16 protein-coding genes are annotated in these 22,026 nt (G+C 69.2%); 10 read left to right on the top strand and 6 right to left on the bottom strand.

All coding sequences use genetic code 11. From position 1 onward, the window contains the following. Positions 1-4: 4 nt before the first annotated feature. The 7 genes from der to ACFVM3_RS10070 all read left to right on the top strand — a co-directional run bounded on the left by der (position 5) and on the right by ACFVM3_RS10070 (position 13,739). Positions 5-1,486, top strand: a complete 1,482-nt coding sequence (der, locus tag ACFVM3_RS10100; RefSeq protein ID WP_378437381.1) for a ribosome biogenesis GTPase Der — start codon at positions 5-7, stop codon at positions 1,484-1,486. A 246-nt stretch (positions 1,487-1,732) separates the two neighbouring features. Further along, the gene (locus ACFVM3_RS10095; RefSeq protein WP_378437379.1) at positions 1,733-5,635 is read left to right on the top strand and encodes a Pls/PosA family non-ribosomal peptide synthetase; all 3,903 of its coding nucleotides are present in this window, start codon (positions 1,733-1,735) and stop codon (positions 5,633-5,635) included. A 20-nt stretch (positions 5,636-5,655) separates the two neighbouring features. Beyond that, positions 5,656-7,068 (top strand): M1 family metallopeptidase, encoded by a 1,413-nt coding sequence (locus tag ACFVM3_RS10090; protein WP_378437377.1) that lies wholly within the window; start codon positions 5,656-5,658, stop codon positions 7,066-7,068. A 119-nt stretch (positions 7,069-7,187) separates the two neighbouring features. Then, positions 7,188-7,994 carry a tyrosine-type recombinase/integrase gene (locus ACFVM3_RS10085; RefSeq protein WP_378437375.1) on the top strand — a complete coding sequence of 269 codons (807 nt, stop codon included), beginning with the start codon at positions 7,188-7,190 and terminating at the stop codon, positions 7,992-7,994. Between the two features lie 127 nt (positions 7,995-8,121). Beyond that, positions 8,122-10,401 carry a glycoside hydrolase family 95-like protein gene (locus ACFVM3_RS10080; RefSeq protein ID WP_378437373.1) on the top strand — a complete coding sequence of 760 codons (2,280 nt, stop codon included), beginning with the start codon at positions 8,122-8,124 and terminating at the stop codon, positions 10,399-10,401. A 2-nt stretch (positions 10,402-10,403) separates the two neighbouring features. Next, entirely contained in the window at positions 10,404-12,695 is a 2,292-nt protein-coding gene (locus ACFVM3_RS10075; protein ID WP_378437371.1) for a glycoside hydrolase family 95-like protein, read from the top strand. Positions 12,696-12,755: 60 nt separating this feature from the next. Next, complete coding sequence (locus tag ACFVM3_RS10070) at positions 12,756-13,739, top strand: peptidylprolyl isomerase (protein WP_378437369.1); 984 nt, start codon at positions 12,756-12,758, stop codon at positions 13,737-13,739. Between the two features lie 38 nt (positions 13,740-13,777). Here ACFVM3_RS10070 and ACFVM3_RS10065 read toward each other — a convergent pair whose 3' ends face one another. From ACFVM3_RS10065 to ACFVM3_RS10050, 4 genes are all read right to left on the bottom strand, one after another. Continuing rightward, entirely contained in the window at positions 13,778-14,329 is a 552-nt protein-coding gene (locus tag ACFVM3_RS10065) for a GNAT family N-acetyltransferase (protein WP_378437367.1), read from the bottom strand. Positions 14,330-14,339: 10 nt separating this feature from the next. Next, positions 14,340-15,788, bottom strand: coding sequence for an amidase (locus tag ACFVM3_RS10060; RefSeq protein WP_378437365.1), 1,449 nt, complete (start codon positions 15,786-15,788; stop codon positions 14,340-14,342). Between the two features lie 205 nt (positions 15,789-15,993). Beyond that, positions 15,994-16,545: an AAA family ATPase gene (locus ACFVM3_RS10055; RefSeq protein WP_378437363.1), complete on the bottom strand. Its 552-nt coding sequence runs from the start codon at positions 16,543-16,545 to the stop codon at positions 15,994-15,996. Positions 16,546-16,553: 8 nt separating this feature from the next. After that, entirely contained in the window at positions 16,554-17,015 is a 462-nt protein-coding gene (locus tag ACFVM3_RS10050; RefSeq protein WP_378437362.1) for a hypothetical protein, read from the bottom strand. A gap of 127 nt (positions 17,016-17,142) precedes the next feature. Here ACFVM3_RS10050 and ACFVM3_RS10045 point away from each other — a divergent pair, with 127 nt between their 5' ends. Further along, positions 17,143-17,637, top strand: a complete 495-nt coding sequence (locus tag ACFVM3_RS10045) for an HIT family protein (protein ID WP_378437360.1) — start codon at positions 17,143-17,145, stop codon at positions 17,635-17,637. A 59-nt stretch (positions 17,638-17,696) separates the two neighbouring features. Here the strand turns inward: ACFVM3_RS10045 and ACFVM3_RS10040 are convergent, their stop codons facing one another. After that, a complete protein-coding gene (locus ACFVM3_RS10040) occupies positions 17,697-18,521 on the bottom strand; it encodes an NAD-dependent epimerase/dehydratase family protein (RefSeq protein ID WP_378437358.1) in 825 nt (274 codons plus the stop codon). A 35-nt stretch (positions 18,522-18,556) separates the two neighbouring features. Then, positions 18,557-19,369 (bottom strand): IclR family transcriptional regulator, encoded by an 813-nt coding sequence (locus tag ACFVM3_RS10035; RefSeq protein ID WP_378437356.1) that lies wholly within the window; start codon positions 19,367-19,369, stop codon positions 18,557-18,559. 154 nt (positions 19,370-19,523) lie between these two features. Here ACFVM3_RS10035 and ACFVM3_RS10030 point away from each other — a divergent pair, with 154 nt between their 5' ends. Together ACFVM3_RS10030 and ACFVM3_RS10025 are read left to right on the top strand one after the other, a co-directional pair. Next, the gene (locus ACFVM3_RS10030; RefSeq protein WP_378437354.1) at positions 19,524-21,035 is read left to right on the top strand and encodes a sodium:solute symporter family protein; all 1,512 of its coding nucleotides are present in this window, start codon (positions 19,524-19,526) and stop codon (positions 21,033-21,035) included. A 46-nt stretch (positions 21,036-21,081) separates the two neighbouring features. Continuing rightward, the gene (locus ACFVM3_RS10025) at positions 21,082-22,026 is read left to right on the top strand and encodes a 5-dehydro-4-deoxyglucarate dehydratase (protein ID WP_378437352.1); all 945 of its coding nucleotides are present in this window, start codon (positions 21,082-21,084) and stop codon (positions 22,024-22,026) included.

The following is a 22,026-nucleotide window of genomic DNA, read 5'->3' as shown; positions in this document are numbered from 1 at the left end:
GCACATGACAGAGCTAGACGGAGTCGGCGAGATCGACGGCTCCTGGTCCGACGAATCCGAATTCACCGCGCTCGACGCGCAGATCGCCGCGGGCGAGGCCGAGGAGGAGGCGCAGCTCGCGCAGCCGGTCCTCGCCGTCGTCGGCAGGCCGAACGTGGGCAAGTCGACCCTGGTCAACCGCATCCTCGGCCGCCGCGAGGCGGTCGTGCAGGACGTCCCCGGCGTGACCAGGGACCGCGTCGCCTACGACGCCTTCTGGGCTGGCCGCCGGTTCACGCTGGTGGACACGGGCGGCTGGGAGCCGGACGCGACCGGGCTCCAGGCCTCCGTCGCCGCGCAGGCCGAGATGGCGATGGCCACCGCCGACGCGGTCCTGCTGGTGATCGACGCCAGCGTCGGCGCGACGGCCACCGACGAGGCCGTCTCCAAGGTGCTGCGCCGGTCGAAGAAGCCGGTGCTGCTCGCCGCCAACAAGGTCGACGACGACCGCCTGCTCGCCGACACGGCGTCGTTGTGGTCGCTCGGCCTCGGCGAGCCGTACCCGGTCAGCGCGCTGCACGGCCGCAGCTCGGGCGACCTGCTCGACGCCATCGTCAAGGCGCTGCCGGAGATGCCGCGCGACGGTGACCGCGCCACCACCGGCCCGCGCCGGGTCGCGCTGGTCGGAAAGCCGAACGTGGGCAAGTCGAGCCTGCTCAACAAGCTGTCCGGCGAGGAGCGGTCCGTCGTGGACTCGGTCGCGGGCACCACCGTCGACCCGGTCGACTCGCTGGTCGAGCTGGACGGCGAGACCTGGCGGTTCGTCGACACGGCGGGCCTGCGCAAGCGGGTCAACTCGGCCAACGGCGCGGAGTACTACGCGTCGCTGCGGACCAAGACCGCGATCGACGCGGCCGAGGTCGCGATCGTGCTGCTGGACGCCGCCGAACCGCTTTCCGAGCAGGACCTGCGGGTGCTGACGATGGTCGTCGAGGCGGGCCGCGCCTGCGTGCTCGCCTTCAACAAGTGGGACCTCGTCGACGAGGACCGCCGCCACGCCATGGTCCGTGAACTGGACCGCGGTCTGGTGCGGGTACCGTGGGCGGACAAGGTCAACATCTCGGCGCTCACCGGCCGGTCGGTGCGCAAGCTCGCGCCCGCGCTGCGGACCGCGTTGAAGTCCTGGGACCAGCGTGTCCCGACGGGGCAGCTGAACGGCTGGCTCGCCGACCTCATCGCCGCGACCCCGCCGCCGGTGCGCGGCGGCAAGCAGCCGAAGGTGCTGTTCGCGACCCAGGCCGGTATCCGGCCGCCGACGCTGGTCCTGTTCACCACCGGCTTCCTCGAGGCGGGCTACCGGCGGTTCATCGAACGGAAGTTCCGTGAGCGGTTCGGTTTCGAAGGCACACCCGTCCGGGTGAATGTCCGGGTCCGCGAAAAGAAGCAAAGGCCCAAGGCGGGCGGAAAAGCGGCCGGAAAATCGGCGGGTAAACCGAAAGCGCGCTGACTTCTCACGATGTAGGTGAATGGTTCACTGGGTGGACACGCCGATGACCTCGGGTTTCGGCGTGTCCACCGGTGAGTTTCGACACTCTGCCGAGACCCTCCCGAGATATGTCGTTCACCTGCGGTAAAGTCATAGGTCTGCTAGCGGGCGCCTCATTCGGAGAGCGAGCCCGAATGACGCACTTCGCGAAAGGTGTGTGATGGGCTTGAGCGCCCATGGTTCCGTCCTGCCCGTGGTGACCGCCCGATGACACTGACCGCCGATTCCCGGCCGATCGCCTGTGTCGCCGATGTCACCGTCGCTCCCTCGCCCGCCCCCGTCGCCGACCGTGCCCTGTTCTGGTCCGGTCTCGGAGCCGGTGAGCGCACCCTGCTCGACATCCTCGCCGAGACCGCCGCCCGCCACCCCAACGCGGGCGCGATCGACGACGGCGAGACCACGCTGTCCTACCGCAAGCTCGTCGAGGAGATCGACGCCTACGGCCGCAAGCTGACCGCCAACGGTGTCGGCGTCGGCGACCGGGTCGGCGTCCGGATCTCCTCCGGCACCGCGGAGCTCTACGTCGCGATCCTCGCCATCCTGTCCGTCGGCGCCGCCTACGTGCCGGTCGACGCGGACGACCCGGACGAGCGCGCGGAACTGGTCTTCGGCGAGGCCGACGTCGCCGCGGTCGTCGCCGACGGCGGCGCGATCACCGTCGTCGGCTCGCCGAGCGGCGTCGAGGGCTCGCCCGCGCCGACCGATGACGCCTGGATCATCTTCACCTCCGGCTCGACCGGTAAGCCGAAGGGCGTCGCGGTCTCGCACGCGTCGGCCGCAGCTTTCGTCGACGCCGAAGCCCAGCTGTTCCTCACCGAGGAGCCGATCGGCCCAGGCGACCGCGTGCTCGCCGGCCTCTCGGTCGCGTTCGACGCGTCGTGCGAAGAGATGTGGCTCGCCTGGCGTCACGGCGCCTGCCTGGTCCCGGCGCCGCGTTCGCTCGTGCGCACCGGCGTCGACCTCGGCCCGTGGCTGGTCGCGCAGGGCATCACCGTCGTCTCGACCGTGCCGACGCTGGCCGCGCTGTGGCCCGCCGACGCGCTGGAAGACGTCCGCCTGCTGATCTTCGGCGGCGAAGCGTGCCCGCCGGAATTGGCCGAACGCGTCGCCGTCGAAGGCCGCGAAGTCTGGAACACCTACGGCCCGACCGAGGCCACCGTCGTCGCCTGCGCCGCGCAGATGACCGGCGAGGGCCCGGTTCGCATCGGCCTGCCGCTGGTGGGCTGGCAGCTCGCCGTCGTCAACGAAGCGGGTGAGCCGGTCGCGATGGGGGAGACCGGCGAGCTGGTCATCGGCGGCGTCGGCCTGGCCCGCTACCTGGACCCGGAGAAGGACGCCGAGAAGTTCGCGCCGCTGCCCTCGCTGGGCTGGCGCCGCGCGTACCGCAGCGGTGACATGGTCCGCGCCGAAGCCGAGGGGCTGCTGTTCCTCGGCCGTCTCGACGAGCAGGTCAAGCTCGGCGGCCGCCGGATCGAACTCGGCGAGGTCGACGCGGCGCTCCAGGCGCTTCCCGGAGTGCAGGGCGCCGCCGCCGCGGTCCGCCGCACCAAGGCGGGAAACCAGGTGCTCGTCGGGTACGTCGTGCCCGCCGAAGGCGTCGAGTTCGACCACGACGAGGCCGCGACCCGGCTGCGCGAGCAGTTGCCCGCCGCGCTCGTCCCGCTGCTGGCGCTGATCGACGACCTGCCGACGCGCACCTCCGGCAAGGTCGACCGCAACGCGCTGCCGTGGCCACTGTCCACTGTGGACGCCGCGAAATCCGGGCTGTCCCCGACGGAGAGCTGGCTCGCCGAAGGCTGGGCGGAGATCCTGGGTGTCTCTGTCGACAACCCGAAGGCCGACTTCTTCACCAACGGCGGCGGAAGCCTGACCGCCGCGCAGTTGATCGCGCGGATCCGCACCCGGCACCCGCAGGTGTCGGTGAGCGACATCTACGCCAACCCGAAGCTCGGCGCGCTCGCGTCGTTGCTGGACGCGCTGAGCGGCGAGAAGACCGAACGCCGCGACATCGCGCCCACCCCGCGCAAGGCGGGCATCATCCAGTCGCTGCTGATGGTCCCGCTGATGGGCCTGGTCGGCCTGCGCTGGACGACCATCGCCGCGACGCTGTCGAACGTGCTGTCGCTTGCCGGTTTCGCCTGGGCGCCGACGCTGAGCTGGGTGTGGATCGCCGTCGCGTGGATCGTGCTGTTCAGCCCCGCAGGCCGGATCGCGATCTCGGCGACCGGCTCGCGGCTGTTGCTGCGCGGGGTCCGACCCGGCAGCTACCCGCGCGGCGGGAGTGTCCACTTGCGACTGTGGACGGCCGAGAAGCTCGCCGAGTTCAGCGGTGCGGACAGTGTCGCGGGCGCTTCCTGGATGACGACGTACGCCAAGGCCCTCGGCGCGCGGATCGCCAAGGACGTCGACCTGCATTCCCCGCCGCCGGTCACCGGCATGCTGAAACTCGGCCGCGGTGCCGCCATCGAACCCGAGGTCGACCTGACCGGGCACTGGGTGGACGGCGATCTCGTGCACATCGGCAAGATCCGGATCGGCGCCGACGCGCGGATCGGCGCGCGCAGCACGCTGTTCCCCGGTGCCAGGATCGGCAAGGGCGCGGAGATCGCGGCCGGGTCGACCGTCCGCGGCAACGTGCCCGCCGGGCAGCGCTGGGCCGGTGCCCCCGCCGCCCGTGCCACGAAGGACTCGCTGAAGTGGCCGTCGAGCCGCCCGCCGCGCTCGCGGTTCTGGGCTTCGGTCTACGGCGCGACCTCGGTCGCGCTGGGCCTGCTGCCCGCCGTCGCCGCCCTGCCCGCCGTCGCGGTGCTGGGTTACGCGATCTCCGGTGCTTCGTCCTTGGGTGCCGCGCTCGGGCAGGCGCTGCTGTTCACGCCGCTCGCGACCATCGCGTACTTCCTGTCCTACGCCCTGCTCGTGCTCGCCGGCGTCCGTTCGCTGAGCATCGGCATGGTCGAGGGTTACCACCCCGTTCACGGTCGCGTCGCGTGGCAGGTCTGGGCGACCGAACGGCTGATGGGTATGGCGCGTGAAGGGCTGTTCCCCTTGTACGCCAGCCTGTTCACCCCGGTGTGGCTCCGAATGCTCGGGGCGAAGGTCGGCCGCAACGTCGAGGCGTCCACCGTTCTCGCGCTGCCGAAGATGACCCAGGTGGACAGTGGCGCGTTCCTCGCGGACGACACCATGGTCGCCACCTACGAACTCGGCCACGGCTGGCTGCACGTCGCGCCGGCGCGGATCGGCAAGCAGGCGTTCCTCGGCAACTCGGGGATGGCCGCGCCGGGACGTTCGGTGCCGAAACGCGGTCTGGTCGGGGTGCTGTCGTCGGCCCCGCTCAAGGCGAAGAAGGGCTCGTCGTACCTCGGGATGCCGCCGCTGCCGGTCCGCCGGTCGGTCGGCGCGGCCGACACGAGCCGCACGTACACGCCGCCGCTGCGGCTGAAGGCGGCGCGTGCGCTCGTCGAACTGTGCCGCATCGTGCCGGTGATGTGCGGCGTCGCGCTGACCGTCCTGGTGGCCGCCGGGATCTTCGCGCTCGCGTCGTCCTTCGGGTTCGTGGTCGCGGTGCTGCTCGGCGGGCCGCTGCTGCTCGCCGCCGGTGCCGTCGCCGCGCTGACCGCCACCGCGATGAAGTGGCTGCTCGTCGGCCGGTTCCGCGCGGTCGACCACCCGCTGTGGAGCTCCTTCGTCTGGCGGAACGAACTCGCCGACACCTTCGTCGAGGCGCTCGCCGTGCCGTGGCTGATCGGCTCCCTCGGCGGCACACCGTTGCTGCCGGCGTGGCTGCGGACCATGGGCGTCAAGATCGGCCGCGGTGTGTGGCTGGAGACGTACTGGCTGCCGGAGTCGGACCTGGTGAGCCTGGGCGACGGCGCGACGATCAACCGAGGCTGCGTCGTGCAGACGCATCTGTTCCACGACCGGATCATGACGATGTCGCCGGTGACCCTGGACGAGGGAGCGACGCTCGGGCCGCACGGTATCGTGCTGCCTGGCGCGAGCATCGGCGCGCGGACGACCGTCGGACCGGGCTCGTTGGTGACCAGGGGTGACGCGGTTCCCGCCGATTCGCGCTGGCTGGGCAATCCCATCTCGGCCTGGACGAAGTAGGAAGCGGGGTTCGTTCGCGGGTGATTTCGAAGGCCTCCGCGCAGCCCTCGCCCGGCTCGGACCTTTCCGGCGACTCCTATCTGCCACGGCACGGCAACGGCGGTTACCGTGTCCGGCACTACGATCTGGAGCTCGACTACAAGATCGGTCCCAACCGGCTGTCGGCCTCCGCGGCCATCACCGCGGAGGCGACGCAGGCGCTGTCGCGGCTCACACTCGACTTCGGCGAGTTCCGGATCAACCGCGTGCTGGTCGACGGGAAACCGGCCAAGTACACGCGGCGTGGGCACAAGCTGCAGGTGAAGCCGGCGAAGTCGCTGGCGCTCGGCAGCGAGTTCGTGGTGGAGGTCCACTACGTCGGCAACCCGCGGCCGCTTCCCGGGCTGTGGGGCGACATCGGCTGGGACGAACTGACCGACGGTTCGCTCGTCGCGAGCCAGCCGGTCGGGGCGCCGTCGTGGTTCCCGTGCAACGACCACCCGTCGGACAAGGCGACCTACCGCGTCTCGCTGACGACGTCTTCGCCGTATCTCGTGGCCGTCACCGGGAACCTGGTGGCGCGGCACGAGCGCGCGAGCACCACGAAGTGGGTCTTCGAGCGTCCCGAACCGACGCCGACGTACCTGATGAGCGTCCAAATAGGACGGTACGACGACGTCGAGCTCGTCTCCGGTCCCCAGCCCGGCTGGTTCTCGCAACCGTCCGTCGAGGCGTTCCGGATCAACCTCGACGGCGGCTCCGTGGTCACCTCCGTCCCGCAACGGGCCGCCGTGCCGCCGCGCCTGCGCCGGGCGTTCGCGCGTGATTTCGGGCGGCAGGGCCGGATCATGGATTCGCTGCAACGCCTGTTCGGGCCGTACCCCTTCGGCGAGTACGTCGTCGTCGTCACCGACGACGACCTCGACGACCCGATCGAAGCGCAGGGCATGTCGATCTTCGGCGCCAACCACGTCGACGGGCGGCGCACCCACGAACGGCTCGTCGTGCACGAACTGGCACACCAGTGGTTCGGCAACAGCCTGACCGTCGCCGACTGGCGGCACATCTGGCTCAACGAAGGCTTCGCGACCTACGCGGAATGGCTCTGGTCCGAGGAATCCGGCGAGCAGAGCGCGGACGAGTGGGCGAAGATCTGGCACGCGCGGACGAAGGCGAAACCCGCGGATCTCCGTCTCTCCGACCCCGGCGTGGCGCGGATGTTCGACGAGCGGGTGTACAAACGCGGCGGCCTTCTGTTGCACGCCTTGCGTCGTACCGTCGGCGACGCGGTGTTCTTCCCGATGGTGAAGGCCTGGGCGACGGAGAACCGGCACGGTTTGGTGACCACGGCGGCTTTCGTTGCGCTTGCGGAACGCTTCGCTGGGCGGTCGCTGGGTTCTTTCTTCGACGCTTGGCTGGACGCTCCGGCGCTGCCCCCTCTGCCGCCCGTCTGACTCGCGTGCTCTGGCGGCGGGAGGGGTTCTGCTCCGCGATGGCCCACCTGCCGGTAAATCGGTGGGCCGCGGCCAGGACGCCTCGCTACCGTCTCCCTGTCGAAGCCTGGGGAGGGGCGATGGGAAGGAAGAGTCCGCAGGAGAAGAAGCGGCTGAGCTACGCCAAGGATCGCCGCAACCGCTACGGCGAGAACGACAAGTCCTCACGCAAGAACATCCCGCGCCACAAGCGGCGGGTGAACCGGGCGAACCGGCATCGTGAGCAGCAGGTGCTCAACGGCGCGCGTGGCACCGCGGACATCGAGGGTGCCGCGATCGCCGAGGAGAGCTTGCTCAAGATCCGGCCGCAGCGGTGGCAGAAGTCGGCCGGAGTCACGCTCGGCGCGCTCGTCCAGGGGAAGCTCGCCATGACGGACGAGCGAAGGGTCTTCGAGGCGGAAACCTTGTCGCCGTTGAGCGACGACGAACTGAGCGAGCTGCTGTCGGCGGCGGTGCACCTGCTGCCGCTCAGGTACGCGGCGATCCTGCATCTTCTGTACTACACGGGTCTTCGCGCCACCGAGCTGTCCGCGCTGGCTCTGCGGGACGTGTCGGCCGACGCGGTGATCGTCCGTGGACCGCGGCAGCGTACGGTCCCGATGCCACCCGAGCTCCGGCCGCTGCTCGATGCCTACCTTCGGGAGCGTGTCGACGAAGGGCCGACCTTCTTCCTCAGCGACACCTGCGGTCGTCCTGTGCCGCCTGCCACCGTCAACAGCCTCGTGGTCATCTTCGGATTCCTGATCGGCCTGCCGGGGTTGTCGGCGCGAACGCTGCGCAAGACCTTTGCCGTCAACCTCCTCCGGGCCGGGATCGATCTCGACGACGTCGCCGTGATGCTCGGGCACGCGTCGCCTGAAGCCACTCGCGCGTACCTCGCTCTCTGACCAATAGGTCGGATGTATCTACGGCTTTCCGGGTGAGTGCCCTGGCCAAAGCTCGACTATTTCTGGAAACATGCCGGTCGCCAGGACTTGATCTGCGGTAAACGTAGTATGAATCTGGAGGCGACCCATGGCCGAGCTGTCCAGGCGATCGATGCTGAGGGTCGCGGCGGGAGCGGCCGCGCTCGGTGGTCTTTGGGCTCAGGGGGCTCCGCCGGCACTCGCCGGGCAGGACGTCCATCGCCGGATCGTCGACGACGCCCGCATGGCCTGGAAGCGGATGCCGAAGAACTGGCAGGAGGGCCCGTTCCTCGCCAACGGCTTCCTCGGCGCGCAGTTCTACGCGGACGCGCGGCCGAACGTCCTCAAGGTGATGCTCGGCCATTCCCAGGTCCAGGACCAGCGCGGGCAATGGGAAGCGGCCATCGGGTACTCGCGGCTCCCGATCGGCTACCTCACCCTCACCTTCGAGGGCGCGATCACCGCGGTGGACTGGCATCTGGACCTGTACAACGCCGAGCTCGGCGGCACGATCACCACCACCCGGGGTTCGGTGCGGTTCTCCGCGCTGGTCCACAACGATCAGGACCTCCTCCTCGTCTCGCTCACCGGGGAGGCGTCCGCGGAATGGGGGTTCACGCCGCTCGTATCGGCGACGACCAGGACGATCCGCAAACCGCCCGAGTACACGGCGAATCCTGATCCCACGCTCGCCAGTGCGGGCGAGGTCCGGTACTGCGAGCAGCCGCTGCACGCGGGTGGCGGGTACACGACGGCGTGGCGTGAGCGGAAGATCGGCACGCGACGACTCCTGGCGGCGACGGTCGCGTACGCGTTCCCCGAGGCGGCCCACACCGCCGAGGCGATCAGGAGGGTCGACAGGGCGTCGGCGGTGCACCCGGACGGGCTCGTCGCCGTCCATCGGCGCTGGTGGAACGCCTTCTACCGCCGCAGTTTCGTGTCCGTTCCGGACAAACGGATCCAGCGGTTCTACTGGATCCAGCTGTACAAGACCGCCTGCGCCACCCGTGCGAACGGACCGGTCGTCGCCGAATGGGGCCCGTGGTTCCCGGAGGTCGGCAACAGCTGGACGGCGGTGTGGTGGAACCTCAACGTCCAGGTCACGTACCCGATCGTCAACAGCAGCAACCATCCGGAACTCGACGCCGTCACCGCGACCTTCCGCCGCGACCACGCCAACCTCGAACTCTCGGTCCCTCCCGCGTACCGGGACGGGGACACGTACGCCCTCTCGCATCCGGGCGACTGGCGGCTGCGGCCCGGCGGCACCCGCGCGGTCGGGATTCCGGGGCCCGCCACCAAGAACGACCAGACCGGCAACCTGATCTGGGGCCTGCACAACGTCTGGCTCGCGTACCGGCACAGCATGGACGTCCGCGTCCTGCGCGACGTCCTGTATCCGACGCTCGCCAAGGCACTCAACTACTACCGCCACTTCCTCGCCACCGGCCCGGACGGCGCCTTGCACCTGCCGATGACGAGGTCACCCGAGTACGCCGACGCGGCCGACTGCACCTACGACCTCTCGTTGATCCGCTGGGCCGCGCGCACCCTCGTCGAATCAGCGGCCAAGCTGCGGATCGACGACCCGCGGGTACCGGCGTGGCGGGAGATCGGCGAGAAACTGGTGCCGTACCACCAGGATCCGGCGCAGGGCGTGCTGATCGGCGACGGTGTCCCGCTGGCCGACTCGCATCGGCACTTCTCTCATCTGCTCTGGCTTTATCCGCTGCGTGAGAAGCTCTGGGACCGTCCCGGCGACCGGGACATCATGCGCCGCACCTTCGCGCACTGGTCCGCCGCGCAGGAGAAATGGCACGGCTACAGTTTCGCGGCGGCGTCGTCGATGAGCTCCGTGATGGACGCGCCGGAGGAGGCCCTGCGGTATCTGAAGATCTTCCTCGATGGGACCGTCGTGGCCAACACGCAGCTGACACCGAACACGATGTACCGCGAGGGTGCGAACCTCGCGATCGAAAGTCCCATCACCGCCGCTCAGTCCATAGTGGACATGCTGCTGCAGGGCGATCACGGAGTGCTCAAAGTCTTCCCGTCGGTCTCCTCGACGTGGCCCGACGCGTCCTTCGAGAGCTTGCGCGCGGAGGGCGCCTTTCTTGTGGACGCATCCCGCGCGAACGGCGCGACCGAATGGATCCGCGTCCGCAGCGAGGCGGGGGAGCCGCTCACGCTGCGGCACGGGATCCCCGGTGACATCGAGGTCCGTGACGGGCGCGGACGGCGGCTTCCTTGGCGGCACGCGGGCCCCGGCACGATCTCGATCCCGCTCGGCCGCGGCGGGACGGCCGTCGTCGCGCGACGCGGCACACGTCCGGTGCTGGAGCCGCGGGACGTTCCTGGTGATCGTGGAACTCCGGCATGGGGGATCTGAGGATGGACATCACTCGCAGGACGATGCTCGGCGGGGCCTTGGCGGGCGTGGCGGCGGCCGGGTTCGCGTCGTCGGCTTCGGCGGTGGAGAACGACTTCGCGCTCGGCGGTATCGACTGGCCCGGGTTCCTCGGCGCGGCCGACCTGATCTGGCGCCGCATGCCGAAGACCTGGTACGAAGGCCCCTTCCTGGGCAACGGTTTCCTCGGCTCGGGCATCTACGCCGAACCGGGCCGGAACGCCGTCCGGTTCAACGTCCAGCACAGCGAGGTGCAGGATCACCGGCCGGAGTTCGGGTCACTGTTCGGGCTCGCGCGGCTGCCGATCGGGTACTTCACCCTCGAACCGGTCGGCGCCATCACCGGGATCGACTGGCGGATGGACCTCTGGAACGCCGAACTGAGGGGCACGATCACCACGGCCGTGGGCAGTCTCTCACTGCGCGCGATCGTCCACACCGGACAGTCGCTGCTGGCCGTCGAGATCGAGCCGACCGAGGGGGAGCGCGGCTTCGAATGGATCTTCCATCCGGCCGAGGCGGTGAGCCCGAGAACCGATCCGAAGTTCGGGAAGCCGCCGCCAGCCGGGTACGTGGCCAACCCGCCCGCGACTCTGGAAAGCAGCGGCGACGCCAGGCTTTCCGTGCAGACCCTGCTGTCCGGCGGGGAGCACGTCACGGCGTGGCGTGAGGTCACCCGTGGATCGAAGCGGACGCTGTACACGTCCGTGGCGTGGTCGTTCCCGAAGCGGACGGCCGCGCGAGCGGCGTTGAAGACGGTCCGCCGGGCAGAGCCGTTCTCCGCGTTGACGGCCGGGCATCGTCGCTGGTGGCACGACTACTATCGGCACGGTTTCCTGTCCATTCCGGACACTCGGCTCCAGAGCTTCTACTGGATCCAGCTGTACAAGATCGCCTCCGCCGCGCGCCGGGAAGCGCCGGTGATGGCGACCTGCGGACCGTGGCTGGAGCCGACCCCGTGGCCCGCGACCTGGTGGAACCTCAACGTCCAGCTGGAGTACTGGCTCATCCACGGATCCAATCATCTCGAACTGGACGCGGTGAGCCACGCGCTCGGCAAGTTCCGGGCGAACCTGACGAGCCAGGTCGCCGAGCCCTACCAGCACGATTCGGCGGGTATCCCGCGCACCACCGACATGACCCTGCTCAACGGCGCCGTCGGGACGAACGCGGGCTTCCCGGTGGGCATCCCGGGCAAGGAGACGCCGACTCCGGAGGTCGGCAATCTGACCTGGGCGCTGCACAACGTCTGGCTGTCCTATCGGCACACGATGGACCGGCGTCTTTTACGGGACACCCTGTTCCCGCTTCTGCGCAAGGCGATCAACTACTACCTCCACTTCCTGGCGCCTGGAGCGGACGGGAAGCTGCATCTACCGGCGACGTTCTCCCCGGAGTACGGCGTGAACGCGCCGGACTGCAACTACGATCTCGCGCTGATCCGTTGGGGTTGCAAGACTCTGCTGGAGTCGGCGGCGGAACTGCGCGTCGACGACCCGCTCGCGGGGCGGTGGCGGGAGGTGCTGGCCACGCTGGTCCCGTATCCGGCCGACGCCAGCGGCTACATGATCGGCGCGGGGGTGCCGTTCGCGAAATCGCACCGGCACTACTCGCATCTGCTGCAGATCTACCCGTTGTACGAGATCACCTGGGAGCGGCCGGAGCACCGGCGGATCATCGAGACGTCGCTCGACCACTGGGTGGGCTTCGAAGGCGCGTTGCAGGGCTACACGTTCACCGGCGCCGCGTCGATGTCGGCGCAGATGCTGCGCGGCGACAAGGCGGCGTTCTACCTCGGCGAACTGCAGCGGCGCTACATCCAGCCGAACACGATGTACAAGGAATCCGGCCCGGTGATCGAGACGCCGCTTTCGGCCGCGCAGTCGCTGCACGACATGCTCGTACAGAGCTGGGGCGGGGTGATCCGGCTGTTCCCGGCCGTTCCCGCCGCCTGGGCCGACGCCGCGTTGCGCGACTTTCGCACGGAGGGCGCGTTCCTGCTCAGCGCTTCCCGGCAGGCGGGGAAGACCCGCTGGGTCAAGATCACCAGCGAGGCGGGGGCGCCGTGCGTGCTGCGGACGGACATGGACGGCGAGCTGACCGTCCGCGACCGGTGGGGGCGGCCGAAACGCTGGCGACGGTCGCCGAACGGCGACGTCCACGTCGACCTGCGGCGTGGGGAGGAGGCCGTCGTGCACCGCGCGGGCGACCGGCCGGACCTCGAGATCCGGCCCGTCCCGCCGAACGGGACCAGCGCACCATGGGGGATGCCGTGACGTCGTGAGCGGCGATACGCGAGAGTGTTCCTGTACTTCTTCCGGACGACAGGAGCACAGATGTCCCAGCCACCGCAGCCGGGCGAGCCCGAAGGCCAGGCGCCCGACCCCGGGGCTCCGCAGGGGCAGCATCCCCAGCCGCAGTACCAGCAGCCCTATCCGCAGCAGCCGTACCAGCAGCAAGGCTGGTACGGCGCGCCGCAACAGCCGCCGCCGTCGTCGAACAAGACGGTGCTCTGGGTGGGCCTGGGTGCGCTGGGACTCGTCGTGATCGTCGCCGTCGTGGCGATCACCGGCTTCGTGGCACCGGGGTTCTTCCTGCCGGACTCGAAGGACACGAGCGCGGCCGTGTCGTCTTCGTCCTCGCCGGCTCCGACGTCCACCTCCGAGGAGACGACGACGCAGAGCCCGGTGAACATCCCTTCGAGCAGGGTTCCGATGCCGAAGCGCAGCACGCCGCTGGCGGATCCGACGGACTGCGCCTACCCGGCGGATTCCACCGGTTCGGTGCCGAAGAAGGCGAACCCGCCCGCGGCTGGCCCGACCCCGGCGTCCGGCACGTCGGAGGTCACGGTCAAGACGACCGCCGGTGACATCGGGCTGACGCTGGACCGCGGGCTCGCGCCGTGCACCGTGTCGAACTTCCTCTCGTTGGCGCAGCAGGGATATTTCGACGGAACCTCGTGTCACCGGCTCGGTACCTCGGGACTGCAGATGCTCCAGTGCGGCGACCCCGAAGGTTCTGGAATGGGCGGGCCGGGATACACCATCCCGGACGAGGTCTTCTCCGGGCTGAAGTACGGGCGGGGCATTCTCGCCATGGCGAAGAGGCAGGCGCCGAACTCGGGCGGCAGCCAGTTCTTCATGGTCTACGGAGAAGCCGAGCTGCCGCCGGAGTACACCGTGTTCGGGAGCATCTCGGACGCCGGTCTTCAGACGCTGGACAAGGTCGCGCGCGGTGGCGTGGACGACTCGAAGGGGCCGGGCGACGGGACCGGACCGCCGCGGCTCCCCGTGACGTTCCAGTCGATCGCGGTGGGCTGAACGAGGCTCTCGGGCTCGGTGCCGGTACCCGCCGTCCCTCACGAACCGGATCGGGACGGCGGGTACCGGACACCGAACCACTGCTCCGCGTCGTACTCCTCGAATCGGTCCACTTCAGTGAACCCGAGCTTCGCCGCGAGGCGCATCGAGCCTTCGTTGGCTGTCTGCGTGCAGAGCACCACCGGCTCGTCGGGAAGCGCCTCGGCGAACCAGTCGAGTGCCGCCGCGCAGGCCTCGGTGGCGTACCCGCGTCCCCACGCCCGCGGCAAAAGCAGGTACCCGAGTTCGGTCTCCCCGGCATCCGGACGGATATGCCCGGGGCGCTCCGCTTCACGCTGATCGAGCGTGATCATGCCGATCAGCGACCCGTCGAGCTCGATGACGAACAGTCCCGGTCGCCGGCCCGGAATCGCGGGGCTCGTGCGCTCGAGCTCCTCACGCGGTCGGGCGCCGCCGATGTACGTGCCCACCTCTGGCGAGGCGAAGAGCTCGATGAACGCCGAGCGGTCACGGGCTTCGGACCCGCGGAGGACGAGCCGCTCGGTCTTGATCGGGGCGGGTGGCCAGACGACGTGACCGAGGTGGGTCATGGCCGGCAACCTATCGCACGCCGCCGCCCGGTGCCTGGAAGCCGCCGATCTCCCGTTCGAGCAGTTCGGCCAGCCGCAACGGGGTGCGGTCTTCGAACATCGGACCGACGAGCTGCACCCCGACCGGCAGGCCCTCAGGGGACAGGCCCGCCGGTATGGCGGTGGCAGGCAGGCCCGGCATGGTGGCCAGGCCCGCCCAGACGAGCTGATCGAAGTACGGGTACTCGACGCCGTCGATGTCGATGTGCCGTTCCATCGGATTGGGATGGTGGTCGTGCGGGAACGCGGGAGTCGGCGTGATCGGGCACACCACGGCGTCGAACTCGGCGAACAGCCGCCGCCAGCCGTGGCGGTGGACCTTCCGGCGCTTGTCCGCCTCCATCCAGTCGCTGTGGCTGAACAGCATGGCGTCCAGCCGAACGGCGTCAAGGCTCTTGTCGTCCGCCTCGGCCCGCAACTGCTCGAGCGATTCGATGGGGAAACGCGCGACAGAGCCCGAAATCAGCAACTCCATGTAGAGCTTCGCGGCCTCGGCAAGATCGGGTAGTAGCGGACTACGCCACGCGACGCGGGCTCCGCCGCCAACGAGCGCGTCGGCCACCCGGCGTACGCCCGCCCGCACGGCGGCCCCGGCCGGAATGAGCGGATGGTCGTCGACGACCAGGACCCGGAAATCGCGGAGCCGCTCGTGGCGGGCGGGCGGCAGCGCCGAGCGATGCGCCACGCCGTACGTCAGCGGGTCCGGTCCGGCCATGACGTCGAGCAGGAGCGCGAGGTCGCGCGCGGTTCGCGCCATCGGCCCGACGACAGCGAGGTCGGGTTCGGCCGGGAAGGCGGGCTCGGACGGCGGGACCATGCCGCGGACGGCCGCCAGCCCGAGCGTCGGCTTGTGCGCGTAGACGCCGCAGAAATGCGCGGGCGTGCGCAGGGAGCCGGCGAGGTCGGAGCCGATGGACAGCGCGCCGAACCCGGACGCCAGTGCCGCCGCCGACCCGCCGGATGACCCGCCCGCCGTCCGGCCGTGATCCCACGGGTTGACGGTGGTGCCGTAGATGTCGTTGAAGCTCTGGATGTCCTGCAACCCCAACGGCACATTGGTCTTGCCGAGCACCACCGCGCCCGCGGCCTTGAGCCGCGCCACCTGAACCGCGTCCTCGGCGGGCAGGTAGTCCCGGTGCGGCGGCATACCCCAGGTCGTGGGCAGCCCGGCCATGTCGTACGACTCCTTGACCGTCACCGGGACGCCGAGCAGCGGCCGGTCTTCGCCGCGGGCACGTGCCTGGTCTGCCCGCTGCGCGGCGGCCCGCGCGCGGTCGAAGTCCGGCACGCAGATCGCGTTGATCACCTCGTCTTCGCGCTCGATCCGGGCGATCGCCTCGTCGGTCAGTTCCGCCGATGTCACCGCACCGGTGCGCAATGCGGCAAGGATTTCTTCGGCCGGCTGAAAGCTCCATTCCATGAATCGGAAGCTAGCGGCGTTCCCAAGGGGGCACGAAATTCTGCGCCATGCAACAAAAAACAGCGCTTCTTGGACGCGTTCTGTGACTGCAGGGGGATCGGTGCAGGTCAACATGCTGAAAGTGAGCGACTCCGCCTGTGTGAGCCATGAAATGCCGCCTCGCGCAACGGGATGGACGTCTCAATTCCCTCAAACGCACAGTCTCCTATGTAGAGTCGAGTGCTTTCAGGAGTCGCGCGTATGACTCGTCTTCCCCGATGCCGGTCGTGTCGAGCCGGATCGCGTGCGGGCGTTTGGCCAGATACGCGTCGAGGTGACCGCGGATCCTGTCGATCAGGTCGGAATCGGGATCTTCCAGAACCGCCTGGAGCCGCGCCTCGACAGCGTTGATCGGACGCTTGTCGCGCACGCGGCGTAGATGCTCGCGGTCGTCGACGAGGAGGGCCACTTCGAGGTAAGTGGCTCCAGCCGCACGGACTGCCGCCTCGAAGGCCGGATCCGGATCGCGGTCATGAACGGTCACCAGTTGCGGGAGGATCACGTCGTAACCCTGGCGCAGGTGCCGCATGGCCAGCTCCCGCCCGTGGCCACGGGCCAACTCCAAGGTCGCGAAGAAGTTCTCCTGCCATCCGCCGATCAACCCCGCGAGCACATCCAGGTCGAGCGCGAGCGTTCCTGGATGGTCGTGGGCATACCGGCGGGCGAGAGTCGACTTTCCCACGCGCGAGAGGCCGTTGAGGTGGATCAGGCGCGCCATGCCGCGCTCTAGCTCGGCGGCTGCTGAGTCGGCGGGTTGGACTGCGGGTAGCCGGGCTGTGGCGGCTGGAACCCCGGCTGTGGCGTCATCGGGTAGTTGACCGGCCCCGGGTTGGGCGCGAAACCGGCCGGATACCGAGGCGGATGGCCGCTCTTGGCGACCGCAATGGCGACCAGGAGCCAGGAAAGCAACGCGACGGCGTCGAGCGGGATGCCGACTCCCATGAAGATCCACTGGATCTCGTCGACGGAAAGGCCGCCGGACGAGGCCCAGGACGGCACGTTCACCGACACGAACCGCCAGATGATGCCCGCGGCCGTCGCGACGAGCATGAGCACGAAGGCGGCCACCATCAGACCGGAGACTCCCCGGGAGCGGGCTTTGATCGAAAGGATCAAGCCGAGCAGACCCACGACGAGCTGCAATACCCGCGGGATGACGTCGATGCTCGCGAACGTAAAGGTTGACATACCTGCCTTCCACAGCTTCCCCGCCGGAGGTCGTGACGTCCGGACCGCGCCGAGGTGATCCTATGCGGTAGCAACGTTTCACATGGCGGGTTCAGGGCAGGACGAAGGTCGGGTACACCTGGACGGCATGACCGAACGTGTTCCGTGGCGGCCCGACGCCTACCTCGACCTCGCCCGCCGGGCCTGCTTCGTCTGCGAACTCCTCGCCGGCAACGCCGAATACCCGCATCACGTCGCATACCGGGACGCAGACGCCGTGGTCTTCGCCAGCCGTTTCCCCGTCGTCTTCGGGCACTTCCTCGTGGCCCCGGTCGAGCATCGCGAGCACGTTGTCGGCGACTTCACCGTCGATGAGTACTTGACCATCCAGCGGGTCGTACACCGCGCGGGCAGCGCCTTGAGCGCCCTGCTCTCGATCGAACGGCTCTACGTGCTGTCCTTGGGCAGCCAACAAGCCAACAGGCACGTCCACTGGCACCTCGCGCCTCTGCCGCCCGGCGTCCCTTACGACCAGCAGCAGACCGCGATATTCGACCCGGCGCGTGGCTACTTGGACATCCCCGGAGACGACGTGGCAGACCTCGCGCGCCGTCTCGGCGAACGTATGACCGGCCAGCCGTGAGGCGGGTGTGTGGAAACACGACATTTCCACGCACCCGTCACCCAACGTGAACCGAGACCTCAGAGCGGGTTGTGCGCCCCCAGCGGCGCGGTGCAGAACGGCCCGCCGACGTACTCCGCCGCGATCCCGGTCGGCGCGGGCATGCCTGCCAGCTGGTCGGCGTAGGTCTCCGCGTTGTCGAGCGACTTGTAGCCCAGGGCCTCGGCTTCGGCGAGCGAGTAGACCCGGCGCGTGTTGTCCGAGACGCCCCAGATCAGCCGGTAGCCGGGGGAGGGGTAGCTCAGGCAGGCCTCGAACAGGCGCGCGCCGTCGTCGGGGGAGAGCCAGGTCGTCAGGCCGCGCGGGCCGAGGACGAGCGGGCTTTCGAAGCAGGAGCCGATCCGGATGACGATCACGTCCATGCCGAACCGCGAGTGGTACAGGCTGCCGAGTGCTTCGATGGCCGCCTTGCTGACGCCGTAGTAGGTGTCGGGCCGGGGCGTGGAGTCGGCGGGAAGGCCGTCCTCGCCCGCTTCGTCGTTGCGGCGGAAGCCGACGGAATGGTTGCTGGAAGCCAGGATCACGCGCGGCACACCGGCGGCCCGCGCGGCTTCGAGGACGGTGTGGGTGCCGTTGATATTGACGTCGAGGGTGGCTTCCCACGAGTTCTCGCGGCTGTGCCCGCCGAGGTGGATCACCGCGTCGACACCGGCGCACGCCTCCGCCATCGCCTCCGGGTCGGTCACCGAAGCGGTGATCAGCTCGACGTCCTCGCCGCCCGAGGCTTCGGGTTGCGCGGCCAGGTCGAGCAGCCGCAGTACCCGGCCGGAACGGCGCAGCCGCGGTCGCATCAAGGTGCCGACGATGCCCGCCGAACCGGTGATCAGGACGCGCTGGTCTGCCATGGGAACCCCTTGTCAGTGAAGGAAGTACGGAACGATCAGCGGATACCGGCGCGGCGCAGTTGCTGGCCGAGTTCCGCGGTGATTTCGGCGAGGAGTTCGCCGACGCGCTGGGCGTCGGCGTCGGTGACCTCGGTGACCGGCATGGAGCAGCTGATCGCGTCGGTGCCGGGAATGCGGTACGGGATCACGGCCGCGACGCACCGGACACCGAGGCTGCCTTCCTCGATTTCCGCCGCATAGCCGCGTTCGCGGGTCTTCGCGCATTCGGCGTGCAGCGCTTCGACGGTGGTGATGGTGTTCGGGGTGAGCGCGGACAGCTCTCCGGTCAGGAGCCCGTCGATCTCGTCGTGTGTCAGTTCGGCCAGCAACGCCTTCCCCAGTGCGGTCGCGTGGGTGGGCAGCGTGCGGCCGACGCGGGACACGAGATGCGTCGAGTGCCGCGACTCGCGCGTCTCCAGGTAGACGACGTCGGTGCCCTCGCGGCGCGCGAAATGCGCGGTGTAGCCGGTCTTCTCCCGGATCCGCTCCAACGCCTCGGTCGCGTACGGGACGACCGGGTCGCGGTCCAGGTAGGCCGTGCCGCAGATCAGCGCGCGGACGCCGAGGCGGTAGCGGGCGGTGTTGGTGTCCACCTCCAGCCAGCCTGCTTCGAGCAGGGTGCGGAGCAGTCCGTGCAGGCTCGACCTGGGGAATCCGGTCCGCGCGTGGAGATCCGACAGCGACAGCCACACGTCGTTCGCGGCGAAGGTCTCGATGAGGTCGATCGCCCGCCGGGCCGATTTGACCCCGGCGGGTTCGGCGGCGGGCGCGCCGTTCGCCACGGTGACAGCGGCTTCCTGCTGTGGCATCCGCGCTCCTCCATCCGGCCGTTGACTTGTGACTCCGGCCATATTAGCGTCCCGAACAGCGTTCTTATGGATGAACATAATCACTATAACAGACTCCGTTCATGGATGTGAACAGGTCGGGCTGGACCTTCGTGAACGCGGAGAGGAGTCAACGGTGCACGTACTCGACTGGGCGATGGTCTGCGCGTATTTCGCGTTGATGGTCGTGATCGGCTGGTGGTCGCACAAGCGGATCCACGATGTGAAGGACTTCTTCACCGCCGGGGGGCGAATGCCCTGGTGGCTGACCGGGATCTCGCATCACATGTCCGGCTACAGCGCGGTGCTGTTCGTGGCCTACGCGGGCGTGGCCTACACGAGCGGGATCACCGTCTACTTCTGGGGCATGGCCAGTATCGGCATCGGCGTCGGTATCGGCAGCTGGCTGTTCGCCGCCCGGTGGAACAGGCTCCGGTCGAAACTGGGGGTGGCGTCCCCGCTCGAGTACCTCGCGCGGCGGTTCAACGTCCCGACCCAGCAGGCGCTCGCGTGGAGCGGCAGCCTGCTGAAGATCTTCGACATCGCGGCGAAGTGGTTCGCGATCGCCACGATCCTCAACGTCTTCGCCGGGGTGGACTACACCTGGGGCATCATCATCACCGGTTCGGTCACGCTGGTCTACTGCACCGTCGGCGGTCTGTGGGCCGACGCGCTCACCGACTTCGGCCAGTTCGTGATCCAGGCCATCGCGGCCATCGCCATGCTCTGGGTGGTGCTGGGCAAACTCGGCGGCGTCTCCGGTCTGTGGACGATGTGGGGCGACCTCCCGCCGAGCCACCTCAACCCGACCACGTCGAAGTTCACCACGGTCGTGTTGCTCGTCTATGTGCTCGTGAAGACGCTGGAGTACAACGGCGGTATGTGGAACCTGGCGCAGCGCTACATGGCCGCGCCGGACACGCACGCGGCACGGCGGGGCGCGCGGCTCTCCTCGATCCTGTACCTGGTGTGGCCGCTGTTCATGATGTTCCCGATGTTCGCGGCCCCGCTGCTGATCCCGAACATCGAGAACCCGGACAACGCCTACGCGATCATGACGACGACCTTCCTGCCGCCGGGCCTGATCGGGCTGGTGCTGGCGGGCATCTTCTCCCACACGATGGCGATGGTGTCGTCTGACGCGAACGCGATCTCCGCGGTCATCACCCGCGACATGCTGCCGGTGCTGATCAAGAAGACCCGGCGGTGGACCGAGGCGCAGGGTCTGCTGGCCGCCCGCATCACGACCGCGATCTTCATCGTGCTGACCATGGCGGTCGCCACGCAGGCCCCCAAACTCGGCGGCGTGCTCGGGATCGTGGTGCTCTGGGTCGCGGCCCTGATGGGCCCGATCTCGGTGCCGCTGCTGCTCGGCATGCTCCCGTGGTTCCGCCGGTCCGGCTCCCGCGCGGCGCTGATCTCGTGGGCGGGCGGTCTCATCGCCTACGCGATCGCCTACTACGGCTTCAACGCCACCCTCGCGGTCACCGTGTCCACCCCGATCCTGGTCTCGCTGGGGCTGTTCATCGGGCTCGGCTACCTCATGCCCGAGCGCAAGGCCACCACCGACGAGCTCATCGACACGATCGACCGCGACGACGACGTCCTACCCCGCAAGTCGCAGGACGGCACCACCGTGCCCGCCTGACCGGGCCCGTACCCGGGACCATCCACAAAGAACGAAAGAGAAATCCATGGCACAGCCCAAGATCGAACTCGACGGCCTACTGGCGTTCCCTCTGACCCCCTTCACCGAGGGGCTGGAACTCAACCTCGACGCGTTCGCGGAAACCGTCGAGAGCCACGTGGCCGCCGGAGCCGGTGCGCTGTTCGTCGCCTGCGGTACGGGCGAATTCAGCTCGCTGTCCCCGGACGAGCACGCAGCGATCCTGCGCAAGGCTCGTGAGGTCGTCGCCGGGCGGGTGCCCGTGTGGGTCGGGGCGGGCGGCGGTGCGGCCTCGGCCCGTGCCGGGATCGCGGCGGCGGAGGCGGGCGGCGCGGACGGCGTCCTCCTCCTGCCGCCCTACCTGGTCACCGGCCCGCCGTCCGGCCTGGTCGAGCACGTCCGGTACGCCGTCGGGGAGTCCTCGATCCCCGTGATCGTCTATCACCGTTCCACCGGCGTGTTCACCCCGGATTCGGCCGTGGACCTGCTCGGCATCCCGTCGGTGGTCGGTATCAAGGACGGCTTCGGCGACGTCGAGCTCATGAGCCGGATCATCACCACGATCCGCTCCGTCGGCACCGACCGGGCCAAGGACTTCCTGTTTTTCAACGGTCTTCCGACGGCGGAGGTCTCCGCGCGCGCCTACGCCGCGGTCGGCGTGGCGCGGTACTCCTCGGCCGTGCACTGTTTCGCCCCCGAGATCGCGGCCCGCTTCCACCGCGCGCTCGCGGAGAACGACGACGCCGTCATGGAGGCGCTGCTCGCCGGGTTCTACCTGCCGCTGGTGGCGCTGCGGGACGAAGGGAAGGGCTTCGCCGTGTCGCTGGTCAAGGCGGCCGCGCGTCTGCGGGGTGACAAGGTCGGCTCGGTCCGGCCGCCGCTGGTCGAGCCCACCGCGTACCAGATCGCCCGCCTGGGGAAGATCATCGACGACGGATTCGCCGTCCTCAAGTCCGTCGGGGCCGGTGCCTGA

It is taken from the genome of Amycolatopsis sp. NPDC057786, assembly GCF_042797905.1.
GTDB lineage: Bacteria > Actinomycetota > Actinomycetes > Mycobacteriales > Pseudonocardiaceae > Amycolatopsis.
Note: the sequence above shows the minus strand (reverse complement) of the source record. Positions and strands in the feature narration are given on the sequence as shown.

Bases quoted from the DNA above. Each gene is read 5' to 3' on its own strand.
- der (WP_378437381.1), top strand. From the start codon at position 5: ATGACAGAGCTAGACGGAGTCGGCGAGATCGACGGCTCCTGGTCCGAC.
- ACFVM3_RS10095 (WP_378437379.1), top strand. From the start codon at position 1,733: ATGACACTGACCGCCGATTCCCGGCCGATCGCCTGTGTCGCCGATGTC.
- ACFVM3_RS10085 (WP_378437375.1), top strand. From the start codon at position 7,188: ATGGGAAGGAAGAGTCCGCAGGAGAAGAAGCGGCTGAGCTACGCCAAG.
- ACFVM3_RS10080 (WP_378437373.1), top strand. From the start codon at position 8,122: ATGGCCGAGCTGTCCAGGCGATCGATGCTGAGGGTCGCGGCGGGAGCG.
- ACFVM3_RS10075 (WP_378437371.1), top strand. From the start codon at position 10,404: ATGGACATCACTCGCAGGACGATGCTCGGCGGGGCCTTGGCGGGCGTG.
- ACFVM3_RS10070 (WP_378437369.1), top strand. From the start codon at position 12,756: ATGTCCCAGCCACCGCAGCCGGGCGAGCCCGAAGGCCAGGCGCCCGAC.
- ACFVM3_RS10065 (WP_378437367.1), bottom strand. From the start codon at position 14,329: ATGACCCACCTCGGTCACGTCGTCTGGCCACCCGCCCCGATCAAGACC.
- ACFVM3_RS10060 (WP_378437365.1), bottom strand. From the start codon at position 15,788: ATGGAATGGAGCTTTCAGCCGGCCGAAGAAATCCTTGCCGCATTGCGC.
- ACFVM3_RS10055 (WP_378437363.1), bottom strand. From the start codon at position 16,545: ATGGCGCGCCTGATCCACCTCAACGGCCTCTCGCGCGTGGGAAAGTCG.
- ACFVM3_RS10050 (WP_378437362.1), bottom strand. From the start codon at position 17,015: ATGTCAACCTTTACGTTCGCGAGCATCGACGTCATCCCGCGGGTATTG.
- ACFVM3_RS10045 (WP_378437360.1), top strand. From the start codon at position 17,143: ATGACCGAACGTGTTCCGTGGCGGCCCGACGCCTACCTCGACCTCGCC.
- ACFVM3_RS10040 (WP_378437358.1), bottom strand. From the start codon at position 18,521: ATGGCAGACCAGCGCGTCCTGATCACCGGTTCGGCGGGCATCGTCGGC.
- ACFVM3_RS10035 (WP_378437356.1), bottom strand. From the start codon at position 19,369: ATGCCACAGCAGGAAGCCGCTGTCACCGTGGCGAACGGCGCGCCCGCC.
- ACFVM3_RS10025 (WP_378437352.1), top strand. From the start codon at position 21,082: ATGGCACAGCCCAAGATCGAACTCGACGGCCTACTGGCGTTCCCTCTG.